Annotated in this window: 26 protein-coding genes and 2 pseudogenes; 14 read left to right on the top strand and 14 right to left on the bottom strand. The window is 57.8% G+C overall.

All coding sequences use genetic code 11. The features are described 5' to 3' along the window. Nucleotides 1-113 (top strand): annotated as a pseudogene (locus tag AC3ISI_RS11185) (transposase domain-containing protein); the annotation flags it as partial. A gap of 44 nt (nucleotides 114-157) precedes the next feature. On the opposite strand, the pseudogene AC3ISI_RS11180 reads toward AC3ISI_RS11185, so the two are convergent. Further along, nucleotides 158-1,111 (bottom strand): annotated as a pseudogene (locus AC3ISI_RS11180) (M10 family metallopeptidase C-terminal domain-containing protein); the annotation flags it as partial. Between the two features lie 34 nt (nucleotides 1,112-1,145). Next, nucleotides 1,146-2,237: an IS630 family transposase gene (locus AC3ISI_RS11175; RefSeq protein ID WP_489336935.1), complete on the bottom strand. Its 1,092-nt coding sequence runs from the start codon at nucleotides 2,235-2,237 to the stop codon at nucleotides 1,146-1,148. Nucleotides 2,238-2,860: 623 nt separating this feature from the next. Between AC3ISI_RS11175 and AC3ISI_RS11170 the strand changes: the two genes are divergently transcribed. Both AC3ISI_RS11170 and rplL read left to right on the top strand, forming a co-directional pair. Continuing rightward, nucleotides 2,861-4,276 carry a purine-cytosine permease family protein gene (locus tag AC3ISI_RS11170; protein ID WP_489336984.1) on the top strand — a complete coding sequence of 472 codons (1,416 nt, stop codon included), beginning with the start codon at nucleotides 2,861-2,863 and terminating at the stop codon, nucleotides 4,274-4,276. A gap of 333 nt (nucleotides 4,277-4,609) precedes the next feature. Then, complete coding sequence (rplL, locus tag AC3ISI_RS11165) at nucleotides 4,610-4,978, top strand: 50S ribosomal protein L7/L12 (protein ID WP_489336983.1); 369 nt, start codon at nucleotides 4,610-4,612, stop codon at nucleotides 4,976-4,978. 170 nt (nucleotides 4,979-5,148) lie between these two features. Here rplL and AC3ISI_RS11160 read toward each other — a convergent pair whose 3' ends face one another. The 6 genes from AC3ISI_RS11160 to AC3ISI_RS11135 all read right to left on the bottom strand — a co-directional run bounded on the left by AC3ISI_RS11160 (nucleotide 5,149) and on the right by AC3ISI_RS11135 (nucleotide 12,308). Then, a complete protein-coding gene (locus tag AC3ISI_RS11160) occupies nucleotides 5,149-5,829 on the bottom strand; it encodes a cytochrome b (protein WP_489336982.1) in 681 nt (226 codons plus the stop codon). Between the two features lie 537 nt (nucleotides 5,830-6,366). Continuing rightward, entirely contained in the window at nucleotides 6,367-6,813 is a 447-nt protein-coding gene (locus AC3ISI_RS11155) for an NUDIX hydrolase (protein ID WP_489336981.1), read from the bottom strand. A gap of 114 nt (nucleotides 6,814-6,927) precedes the next feature. Next, on the bottom strand, nucleotides 6,928-7,476 hold the full coding sequence (locus AC3ISI_RS11150) for a cupin domain-containing protein (protein ID WP_007946335.1): 549 nt from the start codon (nucleotides 7,474-7,476) through the stop codon (nucleotides 6,928-6,930). A 421-nt stretch (nucleotides 7,477-7,897) separates the two neighbouring features. After that, nucleotides 7,898-9,181 carry an NAD(P)/FAD-dependent oxidoreductase gene (locus AC3ISI_RS11145; RefSeq protein WP_489337694.1) on the bottom strand — a complete coding sequence of 428 codons (1,284 nt, stop codon included), beginning with the start codon at nucleotides 9,179-9,181 and terminating at the stop codon, nucleotides 7,898-7,900. A 70-nt stretch (nucleotides 9,182-9,251) separates the two neighbouring features. After that, nucleotides 9,252-10,742, bottom strand: coding sequence for an aldehyde dehydrogenase (locus AC3ISI_RS11140; RefSeq protein ID WP_489336980.1), 1,491 nt, complete (start codon nucleotides 10,740-10,742; stop codon nucleotides 9,252-9,254). A 189-nt stretch (nucleotides 10,743-10,931) separates the two neighbouring features. Next, nucleotides 10,932-12,308 carry a glutamine synthetase family protein gene (locus tag AC3ISI_RS11135; protein WP_108216011.1) on the bottom strand — a complete coding sequence of 459 codons (1,377 nt, stop codon included), beginning with the start codon at nucleotides 12,306-12,308 and terminating at the stop codon, nucleotides 10,932-10,934. 284 nt (nucleotides 12,309-12,592) lie between these two features. On the opposite strand from AC3ISI_RS11135, the gene AC3ISI_RS11130 reads away from it, so the two are divergent. From AC3ISI_RS11130 to AC3ISI_RS11110, 5 genes are all read left to right on the top strand, one after another. After that, on the top strand, nucleotides 12,593-13,354 hold the full coding sequence (locus AC3ISI_RS11130) for a gamma-glutamyl-gamma-aminobutyrate hydrolase family protein (protein WP_489336978.1): 762 nt from the start codon (nucleotides 12,593-12,595) through the stop codon (nucleotides 13,352-13,354). Between the two features lie 215 nt (nucleotides 13,355-13,569). Beyond that, nucleotides 13,570-14,712, top strand: coding sequence for a polyamine ABC transporter ATP-binding protein (gene potA, locus AC3ISI_RS11125; RefSeq protein WP_489336977.1), 1,143 nt, complete (start codon nucleotides 13,570-13,572; stop codon nucleotides 14,710-14,712). A gap of 29 nt (nucleotides 14,713-14,741) precedes the next feature. Continuing rightward, entirely contained in the window at nucleotides 14,742-15,623 is an 882-nt protein-coding gene (locus tag AC3ISI_RS11120; RefSeq protein ID WP_170219144.1) for an ABC transporter permease subunit, read from the top strand. Further along, nucleotides 15,620-16,504, top strand: a complete 885-nt coding sequence (locus AC3ISI_RS11115; protein WP_489336975.1) for an ABC transporter permease subunit — start codon at nucleotides 15,620-15,622, stop codon at nucleotides 16,502-16,504. The genes AC3ISI_RS11120 and AC3ISI_RS11115 overlap by 4 nt, the downstream gene beginning before the upstream one ends. Before the next feature lie 69 nt (nucleotides 16,505-16,573). Further along, nucleotides 16,574-17,671 carry a polyamine ABC transporter substrate-binding protein gene (locus AC3ISI_RS11110; protein WP_489336974.1) on the top strand — a complete coding sequence of 366 codons (1,098 nt, stop codon included), beginning with the start codon at nucleotides 16,574-16,576 and terminating at the stop codon, nucleotides 17,669-17,671. Between the two features lie 254 nt (nucleotides 17,672-17,925). On the opposite strand, the gene thpR is transcribed toward AC3ISI_RS11110, so the two are convergent. Then, complete coding sequence (gene thpR, locus AC3ISI_RS11105) at nucleotides 17,926-18,465, bottom strand: RNA 2',3'-cyclic phosphodiesterase (RefSeq protein ID WP_489336973.1); 540 nt, start codon at nucleotides 18,463-18,465, stop codon at nucleotides 17,926-17,928. 61 nt (nucleotides 18,466-18,526) lie between these two features. Here thpR and AC3ISI_RS11100 point away from each other — a divergent pair, with 61 nt between their 5' ends. Continuing rightward, on the top strand, nucleotides 18,527-18,721 hold the full coding sequence (locus AC3ISI_RS11100) for a hypothetical protein (RefSeq protein WP_489336971.1): 195 nt from the start codon (nucleotides 18,527-18,529) through the stop codon (nucleotides 18,719-18,721). A 14-nt stretch (nucleotides 18,722-18,735) separates the two neighbouring features. On the opposite strand, the gene AC3ISI_RS11095 is transcribed toward AC3ISI_RS11100, so the two are convergent. Together AC3ISI_RS11095 and AC3ISI_RS11090 are read right to left on the bottom strand one after the other, a co-directional pair. After that, nucleotides 18,736-19,089 carry a DUF1428 domain-containing protein gene (locus tag AC3ISI_RS11095; protein ID WP_489336970.1) on the bottom strand — a complete coding sequence of 118 codons (354 nt, stop codon included), beginning with the start codon at nucleotides 19,087-19,089 and terminating at the stop codon, nucleotides 18,736-18,738. A 2-nt stretch (nucleotides 19,090-19,091) separates the two neighbouring features. After that, nucleotides 19,092-20,177 (bottom strand): hypothetical protein, encoded by a 1,086-nt coding sequence (locus AC3ISI_RS11090; RefSeq protein WP_489336969.1) that lies wholly within the window; start codon nucleotides 20,175-20,177, stop codon nucleotides 19,092-19,094. 451 nt (nucleotides 20,178-20,628) lie between these two features. Here AC3ISI_RS11090 and AC3ISI_RS11085 point away from each other — a divergent pair, with 451 nt between their 5' ends. Further along, nucleotides 20,629-20,898, top strand: a complete 270-nt coding sequence (locus AC3ISI_RS11085) for a hypothetical protein (protein ID WP_489336968.1) — start codon at nucleotides 20,629-20,631, stop codon at nucleotides 20,896-20,898. On the opposite strand, the gene AC3ISI_RS11080 is transcribed toward AC3ISI_RS11085, so the two are convergent. From AC3ISI_RS11080 to AC3ISI_RS11070, 3 genes are all read right to left on the bottom strand, one after another. After that, a complete protein-coding gene (locus AC3ISI_RS11080; RefSeq protein ID WP_489336966.1) occupies nucleotides 20,895-21,533 on the bottom strand; it encodes a Vgb family protein in 639 nt (212 codons plus the stop codon). The two genes, AC3ISI_RS11085 and AC3ISI_RS11080, sit on opposite strands and share 4 nt — an antisense overlap. A gap of 36 nt (nucleotides 21,534-21,569) precedes the next feature. Further along, a complete protein-coding gene (locus AC3ISI_RS11075) occupies nucleotides 21,570-22,781 on the bottom strand; it encodes a helix-turn-helix domain-containing protein (RefSeq protein ID WP_489336965.1) in 1,212 nt (403 codons plus the stop codon). An 87-nt stretch (nucleotides 22,782-22,868) separates the two neighbouring features. Further along, on the bottom strand, nucleotides 22,869-23,699 hold the full coding sequence (locus AC3ISI_RS11070; RefSeq protein ID WP_489336964.1) for a helix-turn-helix domain-containing protein: 831 nt from the start codon (nucleotides 23,697-23,699) through the stop codon (nucleotides 22,869-22,871). Nucleotides 23,700-23,835: 136 nt separating this feature from the next. Between AC3ISI_RS11070 and AC3ISI_RS11065 the strand changes: the two genes are divergently transcribed. The 4 genes from AC3ISI_RS11065 (at nucleotide 23,836) to AC3ISI_RS11050 (ending at nucleotide 25,759) form a co-directional block, all read left to right on the top strand. Next, complete coding sequence (locus AC3ISI_RS11065; RefSeq protein WP_489336963.1) at nucleotides 23,836-24,354, top strand: carboxymuconolactone decarboxylase family protein; 519 nt, start codon at nucleotides 23,836-23,838, stop codon at nucleotides 24,352-24,354. Between the two features lie 30 nt (nucleotides 24,355-24,384). Continuing rightward, nucleotides 24,385-24,636, top strand: a complete 252-nt coding sequence (gene grxC, locus AC3ISI_RS11060) for a glutaredoxin 3 (RefSeq protein ID WP_489336962.1) — start codon at nucleotides 24,385-24,387, stop codon at nucleotides 24,634-24,636. A 116-nt stretch (nucleotides 24,637-24,752) separates the two neighbouring features. Then, complete coding sequence (locus AC3ISI_RS11055) at nucleotides 24,753-25,184, top strand: nuclear transport factor 2 family protein (protein WP_489336961.1); 432 nt, start codon at nucleotides 24,753-24,755, stop codon at nucleotides 25,182-25,184. A 173-nt stretch (nucleotides 25,185-25,357) separates the two neighbouring features. After that, on the top strand, nucleotides 25,358-25,759 hold the full coding sequence (locus AC3ISI_RS11050; protein ID WP_489336960.1) for a hypothetical protein: 402 nt from the start codon (nucleotides 25,358-25,360) through the stop codon (nucleotides 25,757-25,759). The last annotated feature ends 47 nt before the right edge of the window (nucleotides 25,760-25,806 follow it).

Here is a 25,806-nt window from a genome sequence, read left to right as displayed (position 1 = left end):
CAAGAATCCTATGCGTGGCTGCGCCACGCACTTGAACGCCTGCCACAGGTAATCTCGGTTGAAGATTGCGAAGCCTTGATCCTTGGAGCTGCTCGCTTGCATCGCCTCGCTAAGCGCGACGCCTATTTTGAATGGGTGGGGTTCATGGAGCGCTTACGGAAAACGCACCTTCGTTGAGGTTGATTTTCTGATCATGGGTGAAACCGGAGAAGTCCAATGTATCTTCTCCACCGCCATCCCAGACTGAAAACAAAAGTTTTGATGCCGATGAGGTGGCGCTGTAGAAGTCACGCTCGGTATTGGAATTAAAACCATACACGGTGTCCTCGGTACGGGTATTCGTGTTGGCGCCGTAGAGCCGCTGGATCGCGATGATGTCGTCCATCAAAGGTGCTGCAGAGTAGATTCCACCGCCATCCTTGGTGAAGTTCTGTTGAGTGTTGCTCTCGCTCCAGTAACTCATGAGGGAGTAGCCGCGAGTGTCCTGAGCATAGGACACGTCGTTATACGTCGGCCTGCCACTGCTCGCATTGTAGACACCGGGATGGGCCAAACCCAAAGTGTGGCCGATTTCATGAGTCAGGGTATGGCGACCATAATCACCATTTTCCGGGGTCAAGTTGCGCTGGTATGCGTCTGTGATCAAGTACCAGGACTGACCATCGGTGCTGTTGCCCTCAGGCACAAACGCGGTAGCAGGAACACCATAGTTGGTGCCGAAACTCCCGAAACTCAGATGTCCGTCTCCACCAGAGTCAGCCTCGGTAAATATGACATTGGCAACATCCGACCAAGACTGCAGCGCCAGGAAGGCCTGCGCTTTCTGCTGCGGGGCAAACGCGATAAACGAACCCATTTTTTCCTGAAAATTATCAGGTTGTGTCGTTAGAAAGCTATAACTCAGATGAATATTTCCATCGCCGTTCTTATCACTCCAGGACACGCGTTCACGGAGCAATTGATCGGCGGCCTGATCAGCGGTGAACGACGGCTTACCGTTGATTAGCACCTCCCCCCCGCGATCATACTGGTGACTAAATAGATTGACTTGAGAATACGCCGTACTTGGCTGAGCTGAAGAAACAACAGTATGACTGTTTGCTCTCGACATTTATTACATCCTTACTTTCTAGTGTCCTGAGCGGTTAATTCAAGAATCTATTTTTAATCGCCCCCAGCTTTGCTTTATGCACCGAGCTGATGATGGTTTCAGCCGTTTTGTTCCACTTGAATGGTTTTGCTGAGTGCTCATTGTGGGCTTCGATAAATTGACGAATGCCCGTTTTCAGCTCCGCGACGCTGGTAAAAACACCCCGGTACAGGGCTCGCCGCTCCAGTTGAGCGAACCAGCCTTCCACGGCATTCAGCCAAGAGGCGCTGGTCGGCGTGAAGTGCAGCTTGAAGCGTGGATGCTTCTCCAACCACTGCTTGATCGCGAGAGTCTTGTGAGTTGAACTGTTGTCCAGGATCACATGCAGATCCAGTTCGGCCGGTGTGCTGCGGTCGATCTGTTGCAGGAAAGCCAAAAACTCCTTGGCCCGATGACGCTGGGTAATCCGTCCGATCACCTTGCCCGTCAAAATGTCAAAAGCCGCGTACAGACTCGCCGTCCCGTGGCGTTTGTAATCGTGGGTTCGACGCTCGATCTGCCCGGGACGTAGCGGCAACATCGGCTGCGTGCGATCCAGTGCCTGGATCTGGGTTTTCTCGTCAACCGACAGCACCAGCGCGTTATCCGGCGGGTTCAGGTAGAGCCCGACCACATCGACCACCTTTTCGGCAAAGAGAGGATCGTTACTGATTTTGAAGGTCTTCAGCCGGTGCGGCTTGAGGTCGGAAGCGGCCCAGACTTGTCGAACCTGCCACGTACTGACCTGCGCATATTTGGCCATCAGGCGAACACTCCAATGTGTTGCCTCACGAGGGACACGCTGAGTTGTTAACGTCAGGATGTCGTTGAATTTTGCAGCACTGAGCTTGCGCGGCTGGCCGCTACGCGGCAAATCGTTTAATCCCTCAAGCCCTGCCTCCTGATAGCGCTTGCGCCATTTAAAGATCACGGATGCCGATATTTGCATCTGCTCAGCAACGGTATTGGGTGTGAGCCCATCCGCCAAGAGAAGCAATATTCTGGCGCGCTGTGCGAGGTTCTGCGCCAATGACCCCATCCGCAACCAGCTTTGCAAGGTGACGAGGTCGGAAGGTGTTAAAGCAAAGGGAGCAGCGGGACGGGCCATTTGTACAATCAGTCCATGACGGTGGGCCATCAGTTTACCGCCCCTCTGATTGATAGTCGAACTAACCGCTCATGACACTAGTGAAGTTACAATCGGCTTCCAGCCCCTCCACCTGAGGAGGTCCTTCAAGCGCCACTTTTCAGGCGCTGGTACATTCTGACGAGCAGCTATTTGTTATTTGAAAAGCATTGAATGCCATTCGATATCCGCTTAAAAGGATATCCGCACCCTATTCATCTACCTGAGTATTAGTTAGTGTGATGCCCAGCCCTAAAGCTAACAAATCGCGCTGCGTGGCTCGCACATATAATATTAGGCTCGTTTTTTTTGAGCTATAAGATTTCGCTCAAATTCATACTGAACGGGTTTATACATCGTTAGCAGCTCGCCTGTGATCTGCCCGGTTCGCGCCTGCGTTTTTCCCAGGCAAGCTTGCGATCCAGCTTGAACCTACCGAACGCGCCATTGCCAGGGACATACTTTTTTTAACGTCTATACCCACATTCTTACTAATTTATCTCTCCCCGCCCTCCGCCCATCATCGACCCCAACAAGAAAAGCGCAGCCCTCGTGCGGCGCTCACCGAAGTACGTCCACGTACTCACATTGCCTTGGAGTTCGTCATGGTTACCGCTGCAACAACCTCCACCCCGCTCATTGAAAAACACACCATCGGCTACGTGCCGCCCGAAGACCGTCACGGAAAAACCCGCGACCTGTTCACCCTCTGGTTCGGCGGCAACATCGCGCCGCTGCCCATCGTCACCGGCGCCCTCGGCGTGCAAATGTTCCACCTCAACCTGGTTTGGGGCATCGTCGCCATCCTCGTCGGCCACCTGGTCGGCGGCGTGCTGATGGCGCTGCACTCGGCGCAAGGTCCGCAGATGGGCATTCCGCAAATGATCCAGAGCCGCGCCCAGTTCGGCTCCCTCGGCGCCCTGCTGGTGGTGCTGATCGCCGGCGTCATGTACATCGGCTTCTTCGCCTCCAACATCGTCCTCGCCGGCAAGTCCCTGCACGGCGTGGTCGACAGCGTCCCGGTGCCCGTCGGCATCGTCATCGGCGCCCTCGGTTCCGGCATCATCGGCATCATCGGCTACCGCTTCATCCACGTGCTTAACCGCATCGGCACCTGGGTGCTCGGCGCCGGCATCATGCTGGGCTTCGGCTACATCTTCACTCACGTACAAACCGCCGACTTCCTCACCCGTGGCAGCTTCAACCTCTCCGGCTGGCTCGCCACCGTGTCCCTCGCCGCGCTCTGGCAAATCGCCTTTGCACCGTACGTCTCTGACTACTCTCGCTACCTGCCGGCCAACGTGCCCGTGGCCGCCACGTTCTGGACCACTTACCTCGGCACCGTGCTCGGCTCCAGCCTCTCGTTCATCTTCGGCGCCGTCGCCGTCCTTGCCACGCCCGTCGGCATGGACACCATGGACGCCGTCAAACTCGCCACCGGCTCCATCGGCCCACTGGTGCTCGTGCTGTTCCTGCTCAGCGTCATCAGCCACAACGCCCTCAACCTCTACGGCGCCGTGCTGTCGCTGATCACCCTGGTACAAACCTTCGCCTACCGCTGGATCCCCACCGCCAAAAGCCGCGCCGTGCTCTCGGTCATCGTCCTCGCCGCCTGCTGCTTCGCCGCCGTCGGCGCCTCCACCAACTTCATCGGCCACTTCGTCGACATGGTGCTGGTGCTGCTCGTGGTGCTGGTGCCGTGGACCGCGATCAACCTGATCGATTTCTATGCGATTCACAAAGGTCAGTACGACATCAACTCGATCTTCAAAGTCGATGGCGGGATCTATGGCCGGTACAACCCCCAGGCGCTGCTGGCGTATGCGATCGGGATTGTCGTGCAGATACCGTTCATGAACACGCCGCTGTACGTCGGGCCGATCTCCGAACACATCAATGGCGCGGACCTGTCGTGGTTGGTCGGCCTACTGATCACCTCGCCGCTCTACTACTGGCTGGCCAACCGCGACACCGCCTACAAACGCCGACTCTCCACCGGCAAACTGGCCAACTCGATCTAACTAACCCCCAGCCCCCTGTAGGAGCGGGCTTGCCCGCGAATGCGCCAGGTCAGGCAATCATGATTTGCCTGACCGCCAACTATCGCGAGCAACCCCGCTTAAGCCTCACCACGACCGGCTTGCGACAGAGTTATTTACTCAAATAGTTCTGTCGCCTTTTCTCAACCAACCAATTAAAAGCAATAGGCATTATCGCAACTTAGCATAAAAAACTGTCAACAGTAACAGGTTACACCCTCAGTCAAACTCCACATTCTTCTATCACACCACCCAGAATTATTAACTAGCCACAGTTACGAAGCCAACCAAACAAAATTATCGGAGAATTAACAAATGGCTACGAACAAAAACGATATTATAGAGGCCGTAAGTTCTTTGTCAGTCTTGGAGTCAAATGAACTTGTAAAAGCACTTGAAGAAAAATTTGGTGCCTCACCGGCCAGTGTTTCCGTACTTGGCAGCGGCAGCACCGACATCTCAGCCAAACTATTTGAGGTATTTTTCACCAGCGTTAGCGCGAATGATATTTCTACGATTAAAACTGTTCGAGAAATAACAGGACTGGGACTGAAGGAAGCAAAAGACTTGGTAGCCAAGGCAGCTTACGCCCCAGAGAAAATAAAAGAGGCAGTGTCAATACTTGATGCAACCATGATCAAGAGAAAACTTGAGGAAGTTAGAGCCACAGCCGAAATAAAATAACAATACAACCAGACAAAGACAGCTGCAAATAAATCGGCAGGGTGACAGATCTATTTAATGAAATAGACCTGTCACCTTTTTGGCAGTCACCTTTTTGGCATTCTCTTCAACCGACCACCAATAACAAATCTAGCGAAAAAAAACCGTCCCCTTTTCAGAGTCTGACACTTCTAGCACCTAGGAAAGCGCCGACGCTCTTGAAAACCCGCAGCCAACGTAGGCACTGGTTGTGACGCATTGACTGGAGAAGGCGCGGATGCTGTTGGATTCCATATTGAGTGATGATCATTAGCGGCCAGCTGACTGACACTCTCGCAGACATGCAACCTCGGCTCGTGGGCCAATGTCTGAAAGCTCATCCGCTTCAAAATTCGATTGCCACTGAGTTCATGCTTGACCACCGCCAGCAGATGCAACAACACCAGCCCTCCCAACATAGCAGTACTTTGCTGATGTGCGGCATGGAAACCGCGTAATAAATGCGGGCTTGTGATCAGTTGTGGCACATTCAGCAAGCCAAACACTGTAATCGGCCGATTCATCATCAGCACGCCCGTCAGCAACACCATTCCCGTTATCAGATAAATCAGGTTATGGACAAAAGTCGCCAATAATTCACCCGATCCAGCGGTGTACTTGCGTAAATGATTAACACGCAAAACCACTCTCATTAGAAAAAAAGGAATAAACAGCGTCGTCATGGAGATATTCAGGGCCGTCATGATTGACTTCATGCCTGGCGAAACGTTGAACAATGCGACATAGGAGCCCGTACACAACGACCATAGAATAATAAACGCTGATAGCCAATGCAGCGCCACTTGTGCCCTCGTATATTTATTGTGACTCATGACGGTTTCCTCAAGCTCGAATTGAGAGAGATTTTTAATCACGCCGCCCTATGAATGATGCCCACCCACAGGAACACTTACCCCCCCGACGCCAAAACCTTTTTTTGGGGCGGGATAACCTTACTTGGCAATTACTTTGCCAACTTGCAGTAAAAACAAATTCGAGACCTTGCAACCCACGTAGTTATGGGCAGCAGCCGACATTAAGTGCAGACCTGGACAGAGACCCCGCTGGGGGTTCCCCCATTAACGGGATGGACTTACACCAAAAGTGAGGGGGAGTTGGGCCCTGTCTCTGCGCATGGCTACTTGTCGCGCTAATGTTCTGGAGTTAGCACGAACGTTCGACAAAAAGGTGGCAGATCCATTTATATAAATAGATCTCCTTTCTATTCGTGTAGCTAGCAGTAGCGGCTGTTCGCTCGGCATTGGCGTTGCCTGAGGACGCAGCCTTCGGCAGCTGCTACAGGGCTGCGTCCATTTTTGGTATCGACAGAAAAAAGATGACAGATCTATTTTACTTAATGGGGGCTGGTGTCAGCCCAACAATGCAACTTTCTTCAGCAGCTCATAAAGCCCATCAGGAACCAACGGCGCCTCATCAGTAAAACCTTCCCACGCAAGCCACTTCGCAGTGAAGGTCGCGCCATCTGTTTCCTGACCGTCCAAATACGGCAACTCATAAACGCTGGCATCCACAAACTTAGCATCGTAGACCTGCACAATTTCATGCCCCGGCCTGCCGGCATACGTAAAGATGTTTTCAAGCGTACCGAGCAAGCGGACATCAGTAATGGCCAAACCAAGTTCTTCCTGAACTTCGCGGACAATGGCGTCGGCACTGCTTTCGCCGAATTCGATACCGCCGCCGATCGGCCGGAAGAATGGGCGTTTTTTGATGGGGTCGTGGGCTTCGCTGAGCAGGATCTTGCCGTTGTGATGGAAGATGCAGAGTGCGAGGGGGCGGATGCAGGGTGTGGTCATGAGGTGAAGTCCATTTACTTAAAAAATGCTGAAGCAGCTGCTTCCATTCAGCATGGATGTTGAATGCGGACGCAGCCTTCGGCAGCTGCTACAGGATTGCGTCCGTTTTTGAGATTAGAAGTTGGCTGGGGTGTTGGCGCTGATGATTTCTGCTTCATCCTGGCCAATATTGCGAAACTTGTGCGGCAGAGTTGTCGGGAAGTAGTAACCGTCGCCTGCGTTGAGCACACTTATCTGGCCATCAACCGTCAGCTCAACGGTGCCACGGGTGACAAGCCCACACTCCTCGCCTTCCGAGTGAACGATAGGTTCCTCGCCAGAGCTCGCCCCAGGCGCGTACTGCTCGCGCAACAAGCGCATCTGCCGACTCGGCACCGAAGCACCAATCAGCAGCAATCGCAGCCCATGGCGGCCGAGATCCGGCTGTTCATTGGCGCGGAACACGTATTGATGCTCACGCGGTGGCTGGTCGAAGGTGAAGAAGTCCGCCAAAGACATGGGGATGCCTTCAAGCAGTTTTTTCAGGGAGCTGACGGAGGGGCTGACACGATTCTGTTCGATCAGGGAGATGGTGGCATTGGTGACGCCGCTACGGCGGGCCAGCTCGCGCTGGGACAGTTTGTAGCTTTCGCGTACTAATTTGAGTCGTGAGCCCGTGTCCATGACAGCCTTATGCGAAGAATACTTAAGGGTTATGGGGGTGGATGGCGGGCGACTTTTGGCCGCGAGGATACCGCTTCCCTGTCCCGTAGATTTGAAAGGCGGGTATTAAATCACGTTTGGTGGTGTTGCTCAGCAGGTTCGATAACTGGTTAGTGAAAAAGCTGATGGTGCTCATGTCTGACCGTTTGGCGATGTGAGTTTTGGGGGTGTCAGGTGGTGTTGATGGTGGCTGATTTGGCGTCATCGCGAGCAGGCTCACTCCTACACTTTTGGCCGGGGCGTATGCACATCATGTGTATGCCGTAGATCTTCTGTGGGAGTGAGCCTGCTCGCGATGGCGGCGTGTCAGCTGCATCAATGGCGGCTGATATGGCCTCTTCGCGAGCAGGCTCGCTCCCACATTATGATCGGTGGTGTGAGCTTAGATCCCGAACCGATCGCGCAGCGCGTAATACGCGGCGCCCATGGCGGTGAGCGGGGCCTGGAAGGTACGGCCGCCGATCATCGGCATGTGCGGCAAGGACGCGAAGGCATCGAAGCGTTCGGCGTCGCCGCGGATCATTTCCGAGATCAGTTTGCCGGCCAGGTGCGAGCAGGTGACGCCGTGGCCGCTGTAGCCTTGCATGTAGTAGGCGTTTTTTTCGATGCGGCCGAATTGCGGCATGCGGGACATGGTCAGCAGGAAGTTACCGGTCCAGCGGTAGTCGATCTTCACGTCCTTGAGTTGCGGGAAGGTCTTGAGGATTTTCGGCTTGATCAGTTGCTCAATGTCGTCCGGTTCCCGCGCGCCGTAGACCACGCCACCGCCGTACAGCAGGCGGTTGTCGGCGGTGAGGCGGTAGTAGTCGAGCAGGTAGTTGCAGTCTTCGACGCAGTAGTTGTTTTTGATCAGGCTGCGCGCAACCTTTTCGGACAACGGTTCGGTGACGACGATTTGCGAGCCGCACGGCATGCTCTTGCTGGTCACGCGATTGTCGAGACCCTGCGGCAGGTAGGCGTTACCGGCGATCAGCAGGTACTTGGCGCGGACCACGCCTTTGGCGGTGCGCACGGTGATCGGTTCGCCGTAGGTAATTTCCACCGCCGCCGATTGTTCGTAGATTTTGCCGCCCAGGCCGATGATGGCCGAGGCTTCGCCGAGGGCCAGGTTCAGCGGGTGAATGTGGCCGCCCTGCATGTCTAACAGGCCGCCGACGTAGGCGTCGGAACCGACTTCGCGTTTGATGTCGGCGGTGTCGAGCATTTTCAGGTTCTTGTTGCCGTAGCGCTCCCAGCTCTGCTTCTGCTCGGCCAGACCTTTGAGTTGCTTCTTGTTCATCGCGGCGAAGATGCCGCCCGGACGGTAATCGCACTGGATGTCGTAGTGTTGTATGCGCTGACGGATGATGTCGGCACCTTCGAAGATCATGCTGCCGAGGACTTCAGCGGTTTTGTCGCCGTAGCGTTCTTCGATAACATCGACGTCGCGGCTATAAGAGTTGACCAATTGACCGCCATTGCGACCGCTGGCGCCGAAACCGACTTTGGCGGCTTCCAGCACGGTGACGCTGTAGCCCGCTTCGGCGAGGAACAACGCCGAGGACAAACCGGTGTAGCCGGCGCCGATGATGCAGACGTCGCACTCCACCAGTTCTTCAAGCACAGGGAAGTCGCCGGTAAAGTTGCGGGTGGCGGCGTAGTAGCTGTTTACGTGCGTTTGTTTCACAGAATCTTGTTTCATAGCTTTCTCCGATGGCCACCGGCAGTGCCGGCGACCGTCGCTTTTTTTATAGGTATTAGAGCTTGATCCAGGTCGCTTTGAGCTCGGTGTATTTGTCGAACGCGTGCAGCGATTTGTCCCGACCGTTACCCGACTGCTTGTACCCGCCGAACGGCGCGGTCATGTCACCGCCGTCGTACTGGTTGACCCAGACGCTGCCGGCACGCAAGCCGCGAGCGAAGGTGTGGGCCTTGCTCAGGTTGCTGGTCCAGACGCCTGCGGCCAGGCCGAAGATGCTGTCGTTGGCGATGGCCAAGGCTTCTTCAGTGGTATCGAAGGTGATCAGCGACAGCACCGGGCCGAAGATTTCTTCACGAGCGATGGTCATCGCGTTGGTCACGCCGTCGAAAATCGCCGGCTCCACGTACAGGCCGCCGGTGCTTTCGAGGGTGCGGCTGCCGCCGGCGATCAGTTGCGCGCCCTGGTCTTTGCCGACCTGGATGTAGCGCAACACGTTGTCCAGTTGACGCTGATCGACGACCGCGCCGACGGTGGTTTCCGGGTCCAGAGCGTGTCCTGGTTTCCACGCTTGCAACGCTTCCACCAGCAATGGAATGAACTGCTCGCGGATTGAACGCTCCACCAGCAGGCGCGAGCCCGCGGTGCAGACTTCGCCCTGGTTGAAGGCAATCGCACCGGCCGCCGCTTGTGCTGCAGCACGCAGGTCCGGCGCGTCGGCGAACACCACGTTCGGGCTCTTGCCGCCGGCTTCGAGCCAGACGCGTTTCATGTTGCTTTGCCCGGCGTAAATCATCAGTTGCTTGGCAATCGCGGTGGAGCCGGTGAAGGCCAGCACGTCGACGTCCATGTGCAACGCCAACGCCTTGCCGACGGTGTGACCGTAGCCTGGAAGCACATTGAACACGCCTTTCGGGATGCCGGCGTCCAGCGCCAGTTGGGCAATGCGAATGGCGGTGAGCGGCGACTTTTCCGAAGGCTTGAGGATGAACGAGTTACCAGCAGCCAGAGCCGGTGCGAATTTCCAGCTGGCCATAATCAACGGGAAGTTCCACGGCACGATGGCGGCGACCACGCCGACAGGTTCGCGGGTAATCAGGCCGAGTTGATCGTGCGGGGTGGCGGCGACTTCGTCGTAGATCTTGTCGATGGCCTCGGCGCTCCAGCGGATCGCGTTGGCGGTCGCTGGAATGTCGATGTTCATCGAGTCATTGATCGGCTTGCCCATGTCGAGGGTTTCGAGCAGGGCGAGCTCTTCCTGGTTGGCCAGGATCAGGTCGGCGAAGCGGATCAGGGTGCGCTTGCGCTCGGCCGGGGCAAGGTTGGCCCAGATGCCGGATTCGAAGGTACGGCGTGCGACGGCGACGGCCGCATTGGCGTCGGCTTCGTCGGTGCTGGCGATGTTAGCCAGAAAGCGACCGTCGACCGGGCTCATGCATTCAAAGGTGTCGCCGCTGAGTGCCGGGCAATATTGACCGTCGATGAATGCACGGCCTTCGAGTGTTAGGGACTGGAAGCGTTGTTCCCAGTCGCTGCGAGTGTTTGTCATGGTTGTGACTCGACGCAGAGGAATAAGTGATCGTCAGTTAAAACCTGGAATGCAATCCCCTGTGGGAGCGAGCCTGCTCGCGAAAGTGGTGTTGTCAGACAACATCAATGTTGACTGTGCCGCCGTCTTCGCGAGCAGGCTCGCTCCCACAGTTGATCGGGTTTTCAGCCTGGAACCGGGTTCAAACCATCAAACCGTGTGCAAGTACCAGTTGTACTCAAGGTCAGAGATGGAGTTCTCGAACTCGGCCAGCTCGCTTTCCTTGCACGCCACGAACACGTCGATGTACAACGGGTCGATGTAACGGGCCATGACTTCGCTGTCGTCCAGCTCACGCAGTGCATCGCGCAGGTTGTTCGGCAGGCTCTGCTCGTTTTGCTCGTAGCTGTTGCCTTCCACCGGTGCGCCCGGTTCGATCTGGTTGGTCAGGCCGTGGTGCACGCCGGCCAGGACCGAGGCCATCAACAAGTACGGGTTGGCATCGGCGCCGGCGACGCGGTGTTCGATGCGCACCGAGTCCGGCGAACCGGTCGGCACACGTACCGCTACGGTGCGGTTGTCGATGCCCCAGCTTGGGGAGTTCGGCACGTAGAACTGCGCGCCGAAGCGACGGTACGAGTTGACGTTCGGGCACAGGAACGCCATCTGCGCCGGCAGGGTCTCGAGCACACCGCCGATCGCGTGTCGCAGCGCGGCGTTCTGCTCGGGATCCTCGCTGGCAAAGATGTTGTTGCCTTCTTTGTCGAGAATCGAAATGTGTACGTGCAGACCGTTGCCCGCCTGACCCGGATATGGCTTGGCCATAAACGTGGTGTCCATCTCGTGGTCGTAGGCGATGTTTTTCACCAGACGCTTAAGCAGGACCGCGTAGTCGCACGCCTTGATCGGGTCGGCCACGTGATGCAGGTTGACTTCGAACTGCGCCGGGGCGCTTTCCTTGACGATGGCGTCGGCAGGAATGCCCTGCTCTTTCGCGCCTTCGAGGATGTCTTGCAGGCAATCGACGTATTCGTCCAGGTCATCGATCAGGTACACCTGAGTCGACATCGGACGCTTGCCGGACACCGGCGAGCGCGGCGATTGCGGACGGCCGTTCACGTTGTCCTGGTCGATCAGATAGAACTCGAGCTCGAACGCAGCGCAGATGGTCAGGCCCATGTCGTCGAACTTGCGCACGATATTGGCCAGCACTTCACGCGGGTCGGCGAAGAACGGCTGGCCTTCGAGTTCGTGCATGGTCATCAACAGTTGCGCGGTCGGGCGCTTCTGCCAAGGCTCGATGCTGAGGGTGCCAGGAATGGGGAAACAGATCCGGTCAGAGTCGCCGATGTCCAGACCCAGGCCGGTGCTTTCCACCGTAGAACCGTTGATGTCCAGAGCAAACAGGGACGCCGGCAGGTTAATGCCTTTTTCGTAGACCTTATGAAGACTGGTGCGCTCGATGCGCTTGCCGCGCACCACACCGTTCATATCCGCAATCAGAAGGTCGACGTACAAAACCTCAGGATATTTCTTAAGGAATGCGTTTGCTTCGTTGAGTTGAACGGCACGCAGAGGGACCGACATGATGCACCTATTTTTTAGCTGTTAATTATTATGTTCACTACCCTTTCACGAGCCCAGTCAACCCGAACGGCAAAGTGAAGTCAATAGCGAACACTTGGACCTTCAACCTTTATTTTCCGGCCTTTTTAGGGGGCGAGAGTGCCAGATCAATCTTGCGCACCGTGTAATTGCTGGAGATCGGACGTGCGGCGTTTAGAATTTTTTACATGAGAGTTGTTAATTAAAATCAACAAGGCTAAGCTCCGGAAAAGCTCGTTCAAGTGTGAAACTTCGAGGTGATAAAAATGGCATTCAAGCCATTGATCGGCGTTACTGCATGCGTCAAACAGATTGGCCTGCACCCCTACCACGTCAGTGGCGACAAGTACTTGCGTGCTGTCAGCGTCGCGGCGTTGGGGCTGCCCGTGGTCATTCCTTCCCTAGGTGAATTGACTGAAATCGAGGATGTGCTCGCGCATCTCGACGGTCTGTTGCTGACCGGCTCCCCTTCGAATGTGGAACCTTTCCACTATCAAGGCCCGGCCAGCGCTCCTGGCACGGATCACGATCCGGCGCGGGATGCCACGACCCTTCCTTTATTACGTGCGGCGATTGCGGCCGGCGTGCCAGTGCTTGGCATCTGCCGGGGCTTCCAGGAAATGAACGTGGCGTTTGGTGGCAGCCTGCACCAGAAAGTCCACGAACTGCCGGGCATGCTCGATCACCGCGAGGCGGACAGTCCTGAGCTGGCGGTGCAATACGCACCGGCGCATGCGGTGACTGTGCAACCGGGCGGCGTGTTCGAAGCCCTGGAGTTGCCGGCGCAATTCATGGTCAATTCGATTCACAGCCAGGGCATCGACAGACTCGCCCCCGGCCTGCGTGCCGAAGCGGTTGCGCCGGACGGATTGATCGAGGCGATCTCGGTGGAACACAGCCCGACGTTTGCCGTCGGCGTGCAATGGCACCCGGAATGGCAGGTGCTCACCAATCCTCCTTATTTGAGTATTTTCCAGGCGTTCGGCGATGCATGCCGGCGACGGGCCGCGCTACGTAAAAGCCGCTGACTTAATAAACGATCAACCGATTACTGCCCCCGCGAGTCAGACGGGCGTGCCTTTGCGCGCCCGCCCCTCGCGATAACAACACACTGCAATAACAACAAGTACTACCAGGCAGCCAGGACGGCGGCTCCTACAGGGACCGTAACGGCTTGGCATTGCACACAACTATTAAGTCAGGCCGCGTTGGCCCGACGACTGAAACCTGTTGGGAGTTTCACATGGCAAACGCCTCCAGCATTTACAGGAAGGCTCTTGAAGGTCACCAGGCATCGAAAAAGGTGTTGGTGAAAGTCGACCGCGTCACCAAGAAATTCGACGAAACCTGCGCAGTAGACGATGTCTCGCTCGAGATTCATCAAGGCGAAATCTTCGCCCTGCTCGGCGGTTCCGGTTCTGGCAAATCGACTCTGCTGCGCATGCTCGCAGGCTTCGAGCGCCCGACCGATGGGCGGATTTTCCTAGACGGCGTGGACATCACCGACATGCCGCCGTACGAGCGGCCGATCAACATGATGTTCCAGTCGTACGCCTTGTTCCCGCACATGACGGTTGCGCAGAACATTGCCTTCGGCCTCAAGCAGGACCGTTTGCCCGCCAGTGAAATCGACGCCCGCGTTGAAGAAATGCTGCGCCTGGTACACATGACCCAATACGCCAAGCGCAAGCCGCATCAACTGTCCGGCGGTCAGCGTCAGCGTGTGGCCCTCGCCCGCTCCCTGGCCAAACGTCCAAAGTTGTTGCTGCTCGACGAACCGATGGGCGCACTGGACAAAAAGCTGCGTTCGCAGATGCAACTGGAGTTGGTTGAAATCATCGAGCGCGTCGGTGTGACGTGCGTGATGGTGACCCACGACCAGGAAGAGGCCATGACCATGGCCCAGCGCATCGCGATCATGCACCTGGGCTGGATTGCGCAAATCGGCAGCCCGGTCGACATTTATGAAGCTCCGGTCAGCCGCATGGTCTGCGAGTTCATCGGCAACGTGAACGCTTTCGACGGCACGGTAGTGGAAGACCTTGAAGGTCACGCGATCATCCACAGCCCGGACCTGGAACAGAAGATCTACGTCGGTCACGGTGTCAGCACCTCGGTGCAGGACAAGTCGATCACCTACGCCATCCGCCCGGAAAAAATGCTGGTCAGCACGGTCAAGCCCGAGAACCGCTACAACTGGTCCCAAGGCAAAGTGCATGACATCGCCTACCTCGGCGGTCACTCGGTGTTCTACGTCCAATTGCCAAGCGGCAAAGTCGTGCAGTCGTTCATGGCCAACGCCGAACGCCGTGGCGCGCGCCCGACCTGGGATGACACCGTCTACGTGTGGTGGGAAGACGACAGCGGCGTGGTACTGCGCTCATGAAAACACTCAATCAGCAGTTCATGCGGCTGATGCCGAGTGGTCGAAAGCTCGTCATCGGGGTTCCTTTCCTGTGGCTGTGCCTGTTTTTCCTGTTGCCGTTCTTCCTGGTGATGAAGATCAGCTTTTCGGAAGCGGCGCTGGCCATTCCTCCTTATTCGGAGATCTACACCTACGCCGAACAGAAGTTTCAGCTGTTCCTCAACGTCGGCAACTACCTGTTGCTGACCGACGATGAGCTGTACCTCTCGGCCTACCTCGGCTCGTTGAAGGTCGCGTTTTTCAGCACGCTGATGTGCCTGGTGATCGGTTTCCCGATGGCCTACGCCATTACCAAGGCCAACAAGGAAACGCAAAACGTCCTGATGCTGTTGATCATGATGCCGACCTGGACCGCGATCCTGATCCGCGTTTACGCGTGGATGGGCATCCTCAGCAACAACGGCCTGCTCAATGCGTTTTTGATGTGGACCGGGCTGACCGATCACCCGATCGAGATCCTCAACACCAACACCGCCGTCTATATAGGGGTTGTTTACGCCTACTTGCCGTTCATGGTGTTGCCGCTGTACGCCAACCTGGTCAAGCACGATCAAAGCCTGCTGGAAGCGGGTTCGGACCTGGGGTCGAGCAACTTCAACAACTTCTGGAAAATCACCGTGCCGCTGGCCAAGAACGGCATCATCGCCGGTTGCATGCTGGTGTTCATTCCGGTGGTCGGTGAGTTCGTGATCCCGGAACTGCTCGGCGGCCCGGAGACCCTGATGATCGGTCGCGTGCTGTGGCAAGAGTTCTTCAACAACCGCGACTGGCCGGTGGCGTCTGCACTGGCGGTGGTGATGCTGTTGATCCTGATTGTGCCAATTCTGCTGTTTAACCGCAGCCAGGCCAAAGAGATGGAGGCACGGGGATGAAACGTTTCGGTTTTTCAAAAATGATGCTGGTGCTCGGCCTGTCGTTTATCTACTTGCCGATGCTGATCCTGGTGATCTACTCATTCAACGCCTCGAAACTGGTGACCGTGTGGGGCGGCTGGTCGTTCAAGTGGTACGCCGGGTTGCTCGACAACACGCAACTGATGGGCTCAGTGGTGCGTTCGCTGGAAATCGCCTGCTACACGGCGGTGGCAGCGGTTGCATTGGGGACGTTGGCGGCGTTTGTACTGACTCGCGTCACACGCTTCAAGGGACGCACGCTGTTTGGCGGTCTGGTGACGGCACCGTTGGTGATGCCGGAAGTGATCACTGGTCTGTCGTTGTTGCTGCTGTTCGTGGCCATGGCGCAGTTGATCGGCTGGCCGCAGGAACGCGGCATCATCACCATCTGGATCGCCCACACCACGTTCTGTGCCGCGTATGTGGCGGTGGTCGTTTCCGCCCGTTTGCGTGAGCTGGACCTGTCCATCGAAGAAGCGGCCATGGACCTCGGGGCCAAGCCATTCAAGGTGTTTTTCCTGATCACCATTCCGATGATTGCACCCTCGTTGGCGGCCGGCGGCATGATGTCGTTTGCCCTGTCACTGGATGACCTGGTGCTGGCGAGCTTCGTGTCGGGCCCGGGTTCAACGACCTTGCCGATGGAAGTGTTCTCGGCGGTACGTCTGGGGGTTAAGCCCGAGATCAACGCCGTGGCCAGCCTGATCCTCTTGGCCGTTTCGATTGTGACCTTCCTGGTCTGGTACTTCAGCCGCCGCGCCGAAGCCACCCGCAAACGTGCGATCCAGGAAGCGATGGACCAGACCGCCAGCGAGTCGTGGCAGCAACCTAACAAGCAAATGATAGAAGCGACGGCCTAGGCCGTCGCGTTTCACAGCTCTGCGTTTTGAATAAAAAAGCTCTTGAATAAAAAGAAGGGAGTTGTACCGATGAAAATGTTTGGCAGGACTCTGCTGACACTGTCCTTATTGGGCGCGATGGCTACTGGCGCCCAGGCCAATGACAAGGTACTGCGCGTCTATAACTGGTCGGATTACATCGCGCCGGACACCGTCAAGAAATTCGAAGACGAGACCGGCATTCGCGTGACCTACGATGTGTTCGACAGCAATGAAACCCTTGAGGCACGCCTGCTTGCGGGCAAATCCGGTTACGACATTGTCGTACCGTCGAACAGTTTTCTGGCCAAGCAGATCAAAGCTGGCGTCTATCAGACACTGGACAAATCAAAGCTGCCGAACTGGAAAAACCTCAATCCGGTGCTGCTGAAAAACGCCTCGGCCAGCGATCCGGATAATGCTCATGCTTTCCCATACATGTGGGGCTCGATCGGCATCGGTTTCAACCCGGCCAAGGTCAAGGAAGTGCTCGGCGCCAACGCACCGACCCATTCCTGGGACTTGCTGTTCAAACCCGAAAACGCCGAAAAACTCAAAGCCTGCGGCATCAGCTTCCTCGACTCGCCAACCGAAATGCTCCCGGCCGCCCTGCACTACCTGGGCTACCCGGTGAATTCGCAGGACAAAGGCCAGATCGCCGAAGCCGAAGCGCTGTTTATGAAGATCCGCCCTTCGGTGGCGTACTTCCATTCGTCCAAATACATCTCCGACCTGGCCAACGGCAACATCTGCGTGGCGGTCGGTTATTCCGGCGACGTACTGCAAGCCAAGGCCCGCGCCCAGGAATCGGGCAACACGGTGCAGATCGACTACAGCATCCCGAAAGAAGGCGCCGGCAGTTTCTACGACATGGTCGCCATCCCCCGGGACGCGGCAAACGTCGAGAACGCCTACCTGTTCATGAACTTCCTGATGCGTCCGGACATCATCGCCGAGATCACCAACAACATCGGCTACAGCAACGCCAACGCAGCGGCGACGCCGTTGGTGGATGAGGCGATTCGCGATGATCCCGGGTCGTATCCGCCGCAGGACGTGATGGCGACGCTGTATGCGATTCCGGATATGCCGATCGGTATTCAGCGGGTGATGACCCGGGGATGGACGCGGGTCAAGCTCGGGAAGTAATCGCTGAATGTAGACCGCCATCGCGAGCAGGCTCACTCCCACATTTGATCTGAGGTGGACACACATTTTGTGCCAGTCACATCACCCCTGTGGGAGTGAGCCTGCTCGCGATGAGGCCATCACCGGCAGCGCACCACTCAACCGTTTTCCGTTCCCGCAGCGCCTTACCACCGCTGCACGCTCCCTGCAGCAGAACGGCCTCACCTGGCTTCCTCGGTTAAGGTGATTTTGGCGCCCTCCTCGGGCGCCTTTTTTCATGCGGGAACCAGCGGCCATTCGGCCAATGCCCGATAACGTCCCTTGTGCGATTCAAACAACACAAAGTGATCAGCGCGCAAGTAAAACTCCGGCGGCGTCGCGGACTCAGGTACCGGCAGCCGATAGTCGCGCATCAAAGTCAAATGCGGCCGAAACTCCTTCGGCGCATCCTCAAGCCCAAACGGCAACATCGCCTGTTCCAGCGCATACACCAGCCGCAATAACGCCGGCGGCGCCTGCTCGGGTGCGAGCACCAACACCCCGGCCCTGCGCCAAACATCGAGCCGATCAAGCGCCAACTTCAACGGCACACCCGGCACGTGAACCTTCGCGGCGAGCGCGCAGACCTCGCCGATCTGCGCCACGCCGACAGAACCCAAAAACATCAGCGTCAAGTGAAAGTTATCCGCCGGCACTGGGCGCCCGCTGCGCAGTTCAAGCGCGCTGCGCCACTGGGCAATCGCCTTGCGTTGCTCGGGCGGGCAGTTCAGGGCAAAAAACAGCCGTTTGAGCGGTTCATGGGATTCGTCACTCATGCCTGGCACCTCCTGACATGCACGTTATAGTTGAACCAACCGAAAACGACGGGAGGGGGCCATGCGGCAGATCATCAGCAAAGAGCCATGGTGGGCAATGCCACCACAACCGGGACAGGATGAGTACGAGCTGGAATGGGGCTGGCTGGTTCACTATAGCGAAGGTGAGCCACGTTTCGAGTTCGTCAGGGAGCGGCCGACGGATAACGAGATCCGTAATCGCAAGAGTTGCCGGATCACCCCGAGCGCGGAGTGATCCGGGGGTTTGTGTCAGGACTGATGGATGATGCTGAAACCGCCGAAGATCATGCGCTGACCATCGAACGGCATTGAATTGACGTCCGGTTGCATGCGCGGGTCGGCCATCATTTTCTGCATGCCGGCATTGCGGGTCGGCTTGTCTGGCCAAATGATCCAGGAAAACACCACGGTTTCGCCTTCCTTGAGTTTCACCGCCATCGGAAACGAGGTCACTTTGCCGTCCGGCACATCGTCGCCCCAGCATTCAACAATGCTCAGGGCGCCGTTCTCCTTGAAAATCGAGCTGGTGATTTCGGCGTGCTTCTTGAATTGCTCGCGGTTGGCGGTCGGTACGGCAATCACACAGCCATCGACATAGGACATGGTCATTCTCCTGCTGGGGGTTGAGGGTCGAGCTGATGGTTAGTCGATTCCGTCGGGCTCCAATCGACAGACCCGCGGGCAGAATCGACCGACGGTGGTGCGGCGCTCGCCGCCAGGTTGCCCTCTATCTGACCCGCCATGTACAGCGTCCCCGCCATCACGCCGGTCGTCGGATTTTGCACCAGCTTCATCCAGGCCTTGTCGAACGTATTGCCCAGGCTGCTGCGAATCAGTGCCTCGCTGTCCGGTCGGTCGGCGGCTTGAATCAGTGCGCGAATCCCAGCCACGCCAACGGTGATCAAGCCCCCGGCCAATTTCCCGGCGGCCGCAGCCACGGCGCTGGCAGCCCCCCGCGGGGCCATTTCGGCTTCCATGCGCTGACTGGCGCGTTTGGCCACAGGCGCCATGGCGGTGTCGGTCGAGCCGACGCCTTTGTCACCGCCGGCCTTGTGGATCTTTTCGATCAACGCCGCGTAAGCCGGCAGCGAGTTCAAGGGGTCCGTGTGGACGACCTGATAGAGCGAGGCATTACGCGTAGGCGGCGGCCCGAGGGCGATGGCCGGGACTTTCTGGATCCGGCCGTTGAGCTGCGCCATCGGTATGCCGTGACGTTTGGAAATTTTCTGCAGCTCTTCCTGAAGAATGTCCACGTAGAACGCCGTGGCATTGCCGAGAATCGCATCGGGATCAATTTCGACTGCGACCGGCGCCAGCACCCGTTGCTGGTATTGCTCCAGCAAATAGGCCGCCAGTTGCTTGGCCGAGGCGTCCTGCTCGCCCTTGGCGCTGAGGGTGTACCAGCTGACCTTCATCGACAACCATTCCTGGGTCCAGTAGCTGCTGAACCAGGGGATGAAGTTCTCTTCGGTCAGTTGGTAGACCCGTGTCCGCCAGTAATCCATGGCGCCACGGGAATAGATTCGGGTCTGCTCCGTGGCCGATTGCGAGGCTTCGACGATTTCGCGATCCACTTGGTGCCACGTGCTGTCGGACACCACCACGACCGCCTCCACCACCGGGGCACGCGCAGGCGTGGCACAACCTGCCAACACCACCAACACGGCGACGATCAGCGAACGCAGGTTCAAGATCGCGGTTTCCTACAGTCGCCCTCGGGCAGAATGCCCGAAACTCAAAGGCCTATTGTTTGGAGTATAGGTAGCGATGTTTGTTCGGCGTGAGTTGGATGGCTAGCTTTAGGGCCTCATCGCGGGCAAGTCGAATCGTCGCACCGCCAGCTCCCACAGGGATTACCGTCGTACACAAATCTGTATTCCAGCGCTGAACCCTGTGGGAGCGGGCTTGCCCGCGCTGCGGCCCTCAAGAACACCATCATTAATGTTGATATTCACCATCGCGACGAATGCCTTCCGCAATAAAACCGTCAGGCGCACGATCACCCCATTCCAACGCAAACCCCGCCTCGGAGGGCCACATCATGTTGATCCATCTCCTGACCTGCCTGGCCCTGACGGCCATTACGCTAACGCTTTTTTCCCGTTTCTTCCTGGACATCGGTCAAACCGAGGAGCACCCGTCATGATCCACTCCGTCAGACTGGCCGTGAGCTTTCCGGTGTTCGGCACAAACTACTACGCGCAGGAATTCGTGTTGCGCAAAGAACTGTCACTGGTGTTCGATCCGAACTTCGAGGCATTGCTGATGCCCGCAGCGGCCAACCACTTCAGCAACGAAGTGGTCGGTCTCAACGATCAGTTCCGCTTTCTCAATGATGTGCTGGTTGAACACTTGCTAGAGATCGAACTGGCCCAAAGTGCGCCCCGTACGTCGCGTCAGTTTACGTTCTAGGAAGCCACGGGCCGGCGCACGGCCCGCACCTTGCCGCTGTTGCCACCACCACAGAAAAACCGCTCGGCGCCGTCCGACTCAAGACCTGACACGCCCACCCCTGGCGGCATCTCGACGACCTCCAGGACTTTACCGGTGATCGGGTCAATTCGCCGTAATTCGCTCTGATCTTCCTCCCACGTGCCATGCCACATGTCGCCGTCCACCCAAGTCACCCCGGTGACAAAACGGTTGGACTCGATGGTTCGTAATATGGCCCCGGTGTCGGGGCTGATCTGATGGATCTTGCGCGCCCGGTACTGACCGACCCACAACGTGCCTTCCGCCCAAGTCAGCCCCGAATCGGTGCCACCGCCGGGCGCCGGAATCGTGGCGAGAACGCGGCCGTTTTTTGGATCGATCTTGTTGATGTGTTCCCCGGCAATCTGGAACAAATGCTCGCCGTCAAAGGCGGTTCCCGCATCGGCGGTGACATCGATCGTGCGAGTTGGTTTGCCACTGTCCGGGTCGAGGGCATTGAGTTTTTCTCCGGAGGCGAACCAGACGTGCTGGCCATCAAATGAGACGCCGTGCACGCTGTCGACACCGGGAAAGGGGCCGTATTCACGGATGATTTCAGCAGATGAACGTTTCATGTTTGCATCCTCTTCACTGGGTGTGTGGAGTAGAGCCTAATCACCCACCAACAAAGCCGTGAGTAACAAAGTCGTCGCGAATCCCGGCAACGGTGGGATCATCCAACGACGGGAGCGGCCACGGCCAAACGCTTGCACCTTGCCAGCCACCGCCAGCGAATCAAGCGCCCGTTGCACGCTGCGCTGACCAATACCCAGAGCCATCGCCAGCGCCGAACTCGACCACGACTCACCATCCGCCAGGAACGCCAGCAGCGCCGCGTGCTGCTCCTCGACCGGCCGCGCCAGCACCACGACGTCCGCCGACACCAAGGCAAAGCCACGCTTCGTCGCGGTAACCCCGGCCAGCGGTCGAAGCACCGCACGCAGCCGTCCGACCTCGACGCGCAACCGCGCACGGTGGGACTCATCACTGAGCTTCAAGCGAAAAGCATAGGCAATGAGTGCTTCCCGGGGAACATCGGCCGGCCAGGCTTCGGCCAACATCCGTACAAGGGTGAACAACACCGGGCGCCTGGCCAGAGACACCGACATGCCGGCACCGCGCACCGCATAACGACAGGCATCGACTACCAGCGAGGTTGAAGTGAACAGCGCTTCAACCTCATCCAGCATCAGCGGTCGCACCTCGCCACGGCTGATTAACCGGGCGGCGGGGGCGTTCATGACATGAGCGGCATTCTCGACTTCGGCACTCAATGCCGGGATACCCGCCTCGCTTGCGAAGCGCTCGGCCCTTTCCAGTGCAGTCCGCGCTTTTTTGATCTCCAGCCGGCGCACTGCGATGCCGGCCACCACCAGTTCATGCGCGGCGCGCAGGGCCGGCGGCAAGGGCGCAGGGTCCAGGTTGTCAAGTCGATCCTCAACTTGATCGAGATGACCGATCAGCAATAAACGTCGGATTTCCAGATACCGTGCGTGCGCCGCATTCACCCAATCGCCATGGGCCTCCAGCGTTGCCCGCGCCGTATCGAGGGCTTTTTCCGGCCAGCTCAAATCGCGAGCCGCCAGGGCAATTTCGGCTTCGGCCACCACACAGCGCGCCCGGGCCATGGGCTCTTTCGGACCAAATGCACGCGCTGCCCGTTTGACCAATACCTTGGCGCGCTCCAGATCACCGAGCTGCGCCATGGCGATGCCGCGCAGTGCCAGCGCCGGCGCATCGTCGCGCAACGCAACCCGGTTCAACGCCCCAAGCGGGTCACCCGCTGCCAGCGCGCGGGCGGCAGCAGTGATCAGCGAGTCCAATTGAATCGCGCCACAGTGGTCACTCCCATCGTTGGATGTGCGCTGGTTAGTCTATCTCACGATCCTCGGACCACCTGGCGGACACGATTATCGCGGGTGTTTGCCAGCCTGCACCCACTCCCGCGGGCTGACCCCGGTTTTTCGGCGAAACGCCCGGGCCAGAGCCGAAGGGCTTTCGTAGCCGACTTCATCGGCGATCAGCGCAATCGACTTGCCTTCACGCAAACGCTTCTGTGCCAGGCTGATGCGCCAGCTCACCAGATAGTCGACCGGTGTCTGCCCCACCACTTGACGAAAATGGTCGGCAAAACTGGCGCGAGACATGTTCGCCGCCGCTGACAGTTCGGCCACGGTCCAGGATCTTTCAGGCGCGTCATGCATCAGGCTCATGGCCCGTGCCAGACGCGAATCGGCGAGGCCGGCCATCATGCCGGGCCCCTGATCGCGATCGGTAAGGATGTGCCGCAGCAACTGGATCACCAGCAATTCGAACAGTCGATCCATCATCGCTTCACGACCACAAGTGCCGCCGAAGGCTTCGTTGAACAGCCAGTCCAGGGTGCCGGCCATCGTCGGCACGCTGTCGAGCTTGAGCAGCAGGTAATCCGGCAGCGCGGCTGCCAGGGCGTTGCCGGCGCCGCCGTCGAAATCCAGCGATGCGCACACCAGTTGGGTGCCCGAGGCTTCGCTGGCGAGTAAACGGTGACGGTAAGGTCGCGGAAAAAAAATCAGCGTCGGCTCGGCGAGCACTTGGTCGGGCTCATCGGCCAATTTCAATATCACTTCGCCCGCCTGCAACAGGTGCAGGTGCCCGGTTGACTGGTCGCCATCAAAAACCACGGAGCCGCAAAAATGCCCACTGTAGAAGGTCCCGGCACTGACGCCGAAGTGGGTGAGTAAAGTGGACAAGCGATCCATGGAACGGCTCCAAGGTGAATATCTGGACGATCTGTCGCATATCCTCGACGCTTTGCACCCTAAAGACCAGCGCCGCCCAATAGCATAGCTCCCGTACCCAGCGCACACCGCGCTTGAATCTACGGAGCAACCCCCCATGAGCCGCATCACCGCCCTAAGCCTCGAACACGCCACTGACATCACCCGCCCGCTGCTGGAAGGCGTGCAGAAAAAAATCGGCTTTTTGCCAAATGTCTTCAAAACCCTGGCGCATGCCCCTGCGGTACTCGCGGCCTACCTGCAACAAAGCGCGGCGTTGGGCAAAACGTCCCTGAACGCGACGGAAAAAGAAGCGATCTTTTTGGCCACCTCGCAAGTCAACGGCTGCGATTACTGCCTGGCGGCGCACACGCTGTTTGCCGGCAAAGCCGGGCTGTCCGCGCAAGACATCCTCAGCGCCCGCCATGGCCAACTGAATGCCTTCGCCACCCTCGCCCAACAAATTACCGAAAGCCGTGGCCACCTCAGCCTCGAACAGCTCGACGCCGCACGCGCGGCCGGCATCAACGACGCCAAGATCATTGAAGTGGTGGGCCACATCGCGGCACAAACCTTGACCAACTACCTCAATAACCTCGCCCTCACCGAGATCGACTTTCCCGCCATCGATGCGTAGGCGCGTCCAATAAATTCAGGAGTACCGACGATGAACAGCGTGACGATCTACACCACCGACACCTGCCCCTATTGCCGCAACGCCAAGGCGCTGCTGGCCAGCAAGGGCATCGCAGCCAAGGAAATAAACGTCCAGTCCAGCCCCGGCAAATTCCAGGAGATGCTCAGCCGCAGCGGTCGTCGCAGCGTGCCGCAGATTTTCATCGGCGACACCCATGTCGGTGGCTTCGATGACCTGGCCAAACTGGATCGTCAGGGCGGATTGCTGTCGATGCTGGCCTGAAACGCACAGCCCGTGCACGACCTTGAAGTCGGGGCGTGCCGGGTATTTTCTAAAGCCTTTCAAGGTTGTACGATGACAGACGATTAATCAATTCCCATAACAACAAGGAAACACCTATGAAGAACGTCAAACTGCTGGTCGGTTTTCTATGCCTCTTCAGTGGCTACGTAGCCGCAACCCCAGCGCCGGGTGAGAAAGAGGTCGCCAGCGCCGTCGACCATCTGACGCAGGCCATGCTGCACAAGAACATTACCGAACTGAAAGCGCTGACCGCCGAGAACCTGACCTACGGGCATTCCAGCGGCAAGGTTCAGGACAAGACCGACTTCATCGCCGATATCGAAACCGGGAAAAGCGCATTCAAAACCCTGGAAATGCAAAACCAGACCATCAACGTCTCCGGTGACTTAGCGCTGGTCCGCAATCATTTCTCGGCACAAGCGCTCAAGGGCACCGAAGTGGTCCCGACCGAAATCGAGAACTTCCAGATCTGGCAGAAGAAGGGCGGCAAATGGCTGCTGGTTGGCCGCCAGGCTTTCCACATCTAAAAAAATCCCGCTCAAGGTCACTTGAGCGGGATTTTTCAAGGCAGTGGGCAATTCCGGCGATAGCCGTGAGGTTGCGCCGGTTGAGGATGAACAGATCATCCCGACAACCGAAATCCAAGACTGACGATTCAGCTATGGGCAAAGCGGATTAGAGCGCTCTATGATTGAACCCCATGACGATCTCCGCTCCGATCCGCTCACCTTGCCCGCCCGGCGCCTGCACCTGCGGGCGTGACCCGCTGCTGGAAACACCGGGGGCGGACGTGCGCATCCTGTTTCTGACCCGTCAGGAAGAAAAGCGTCTGCTCGACCGCCTGGAAAACCTCCAGAGCCTGGCCGACCTCGAACGCTTGCAGAACCGGATGTATGAGCAATTGGGCATCCGCGTCGAGATCGTCCCGAGCTTCAATGAAGTACGCACCATGCGCGGCATCGGCATCACCCTCGCCGAGCAACCCGGGCTGTGCCGTAAAACCCGCCAGTCGATCCCGGCCGCCATTCGCCGCAGCCTGGAAAGTCGTCCGGAAATCGCCTACGACATTCTCAACGCCAATGACCTGTTACGTGACGCGTGAGGTCAGTACCGATGAAAACTACAAGCCGCCGCCCTGTTTAGCGGGTG

It is taken from the genome of Pseudomonas sp. GL_139_B (assembly GCF_057834475.1).
The sequence above is the reverse complement of the archived record's forward strand: the minus strand, read 5'-3'. Positions and strand labels throughout refer to the sequence as shown.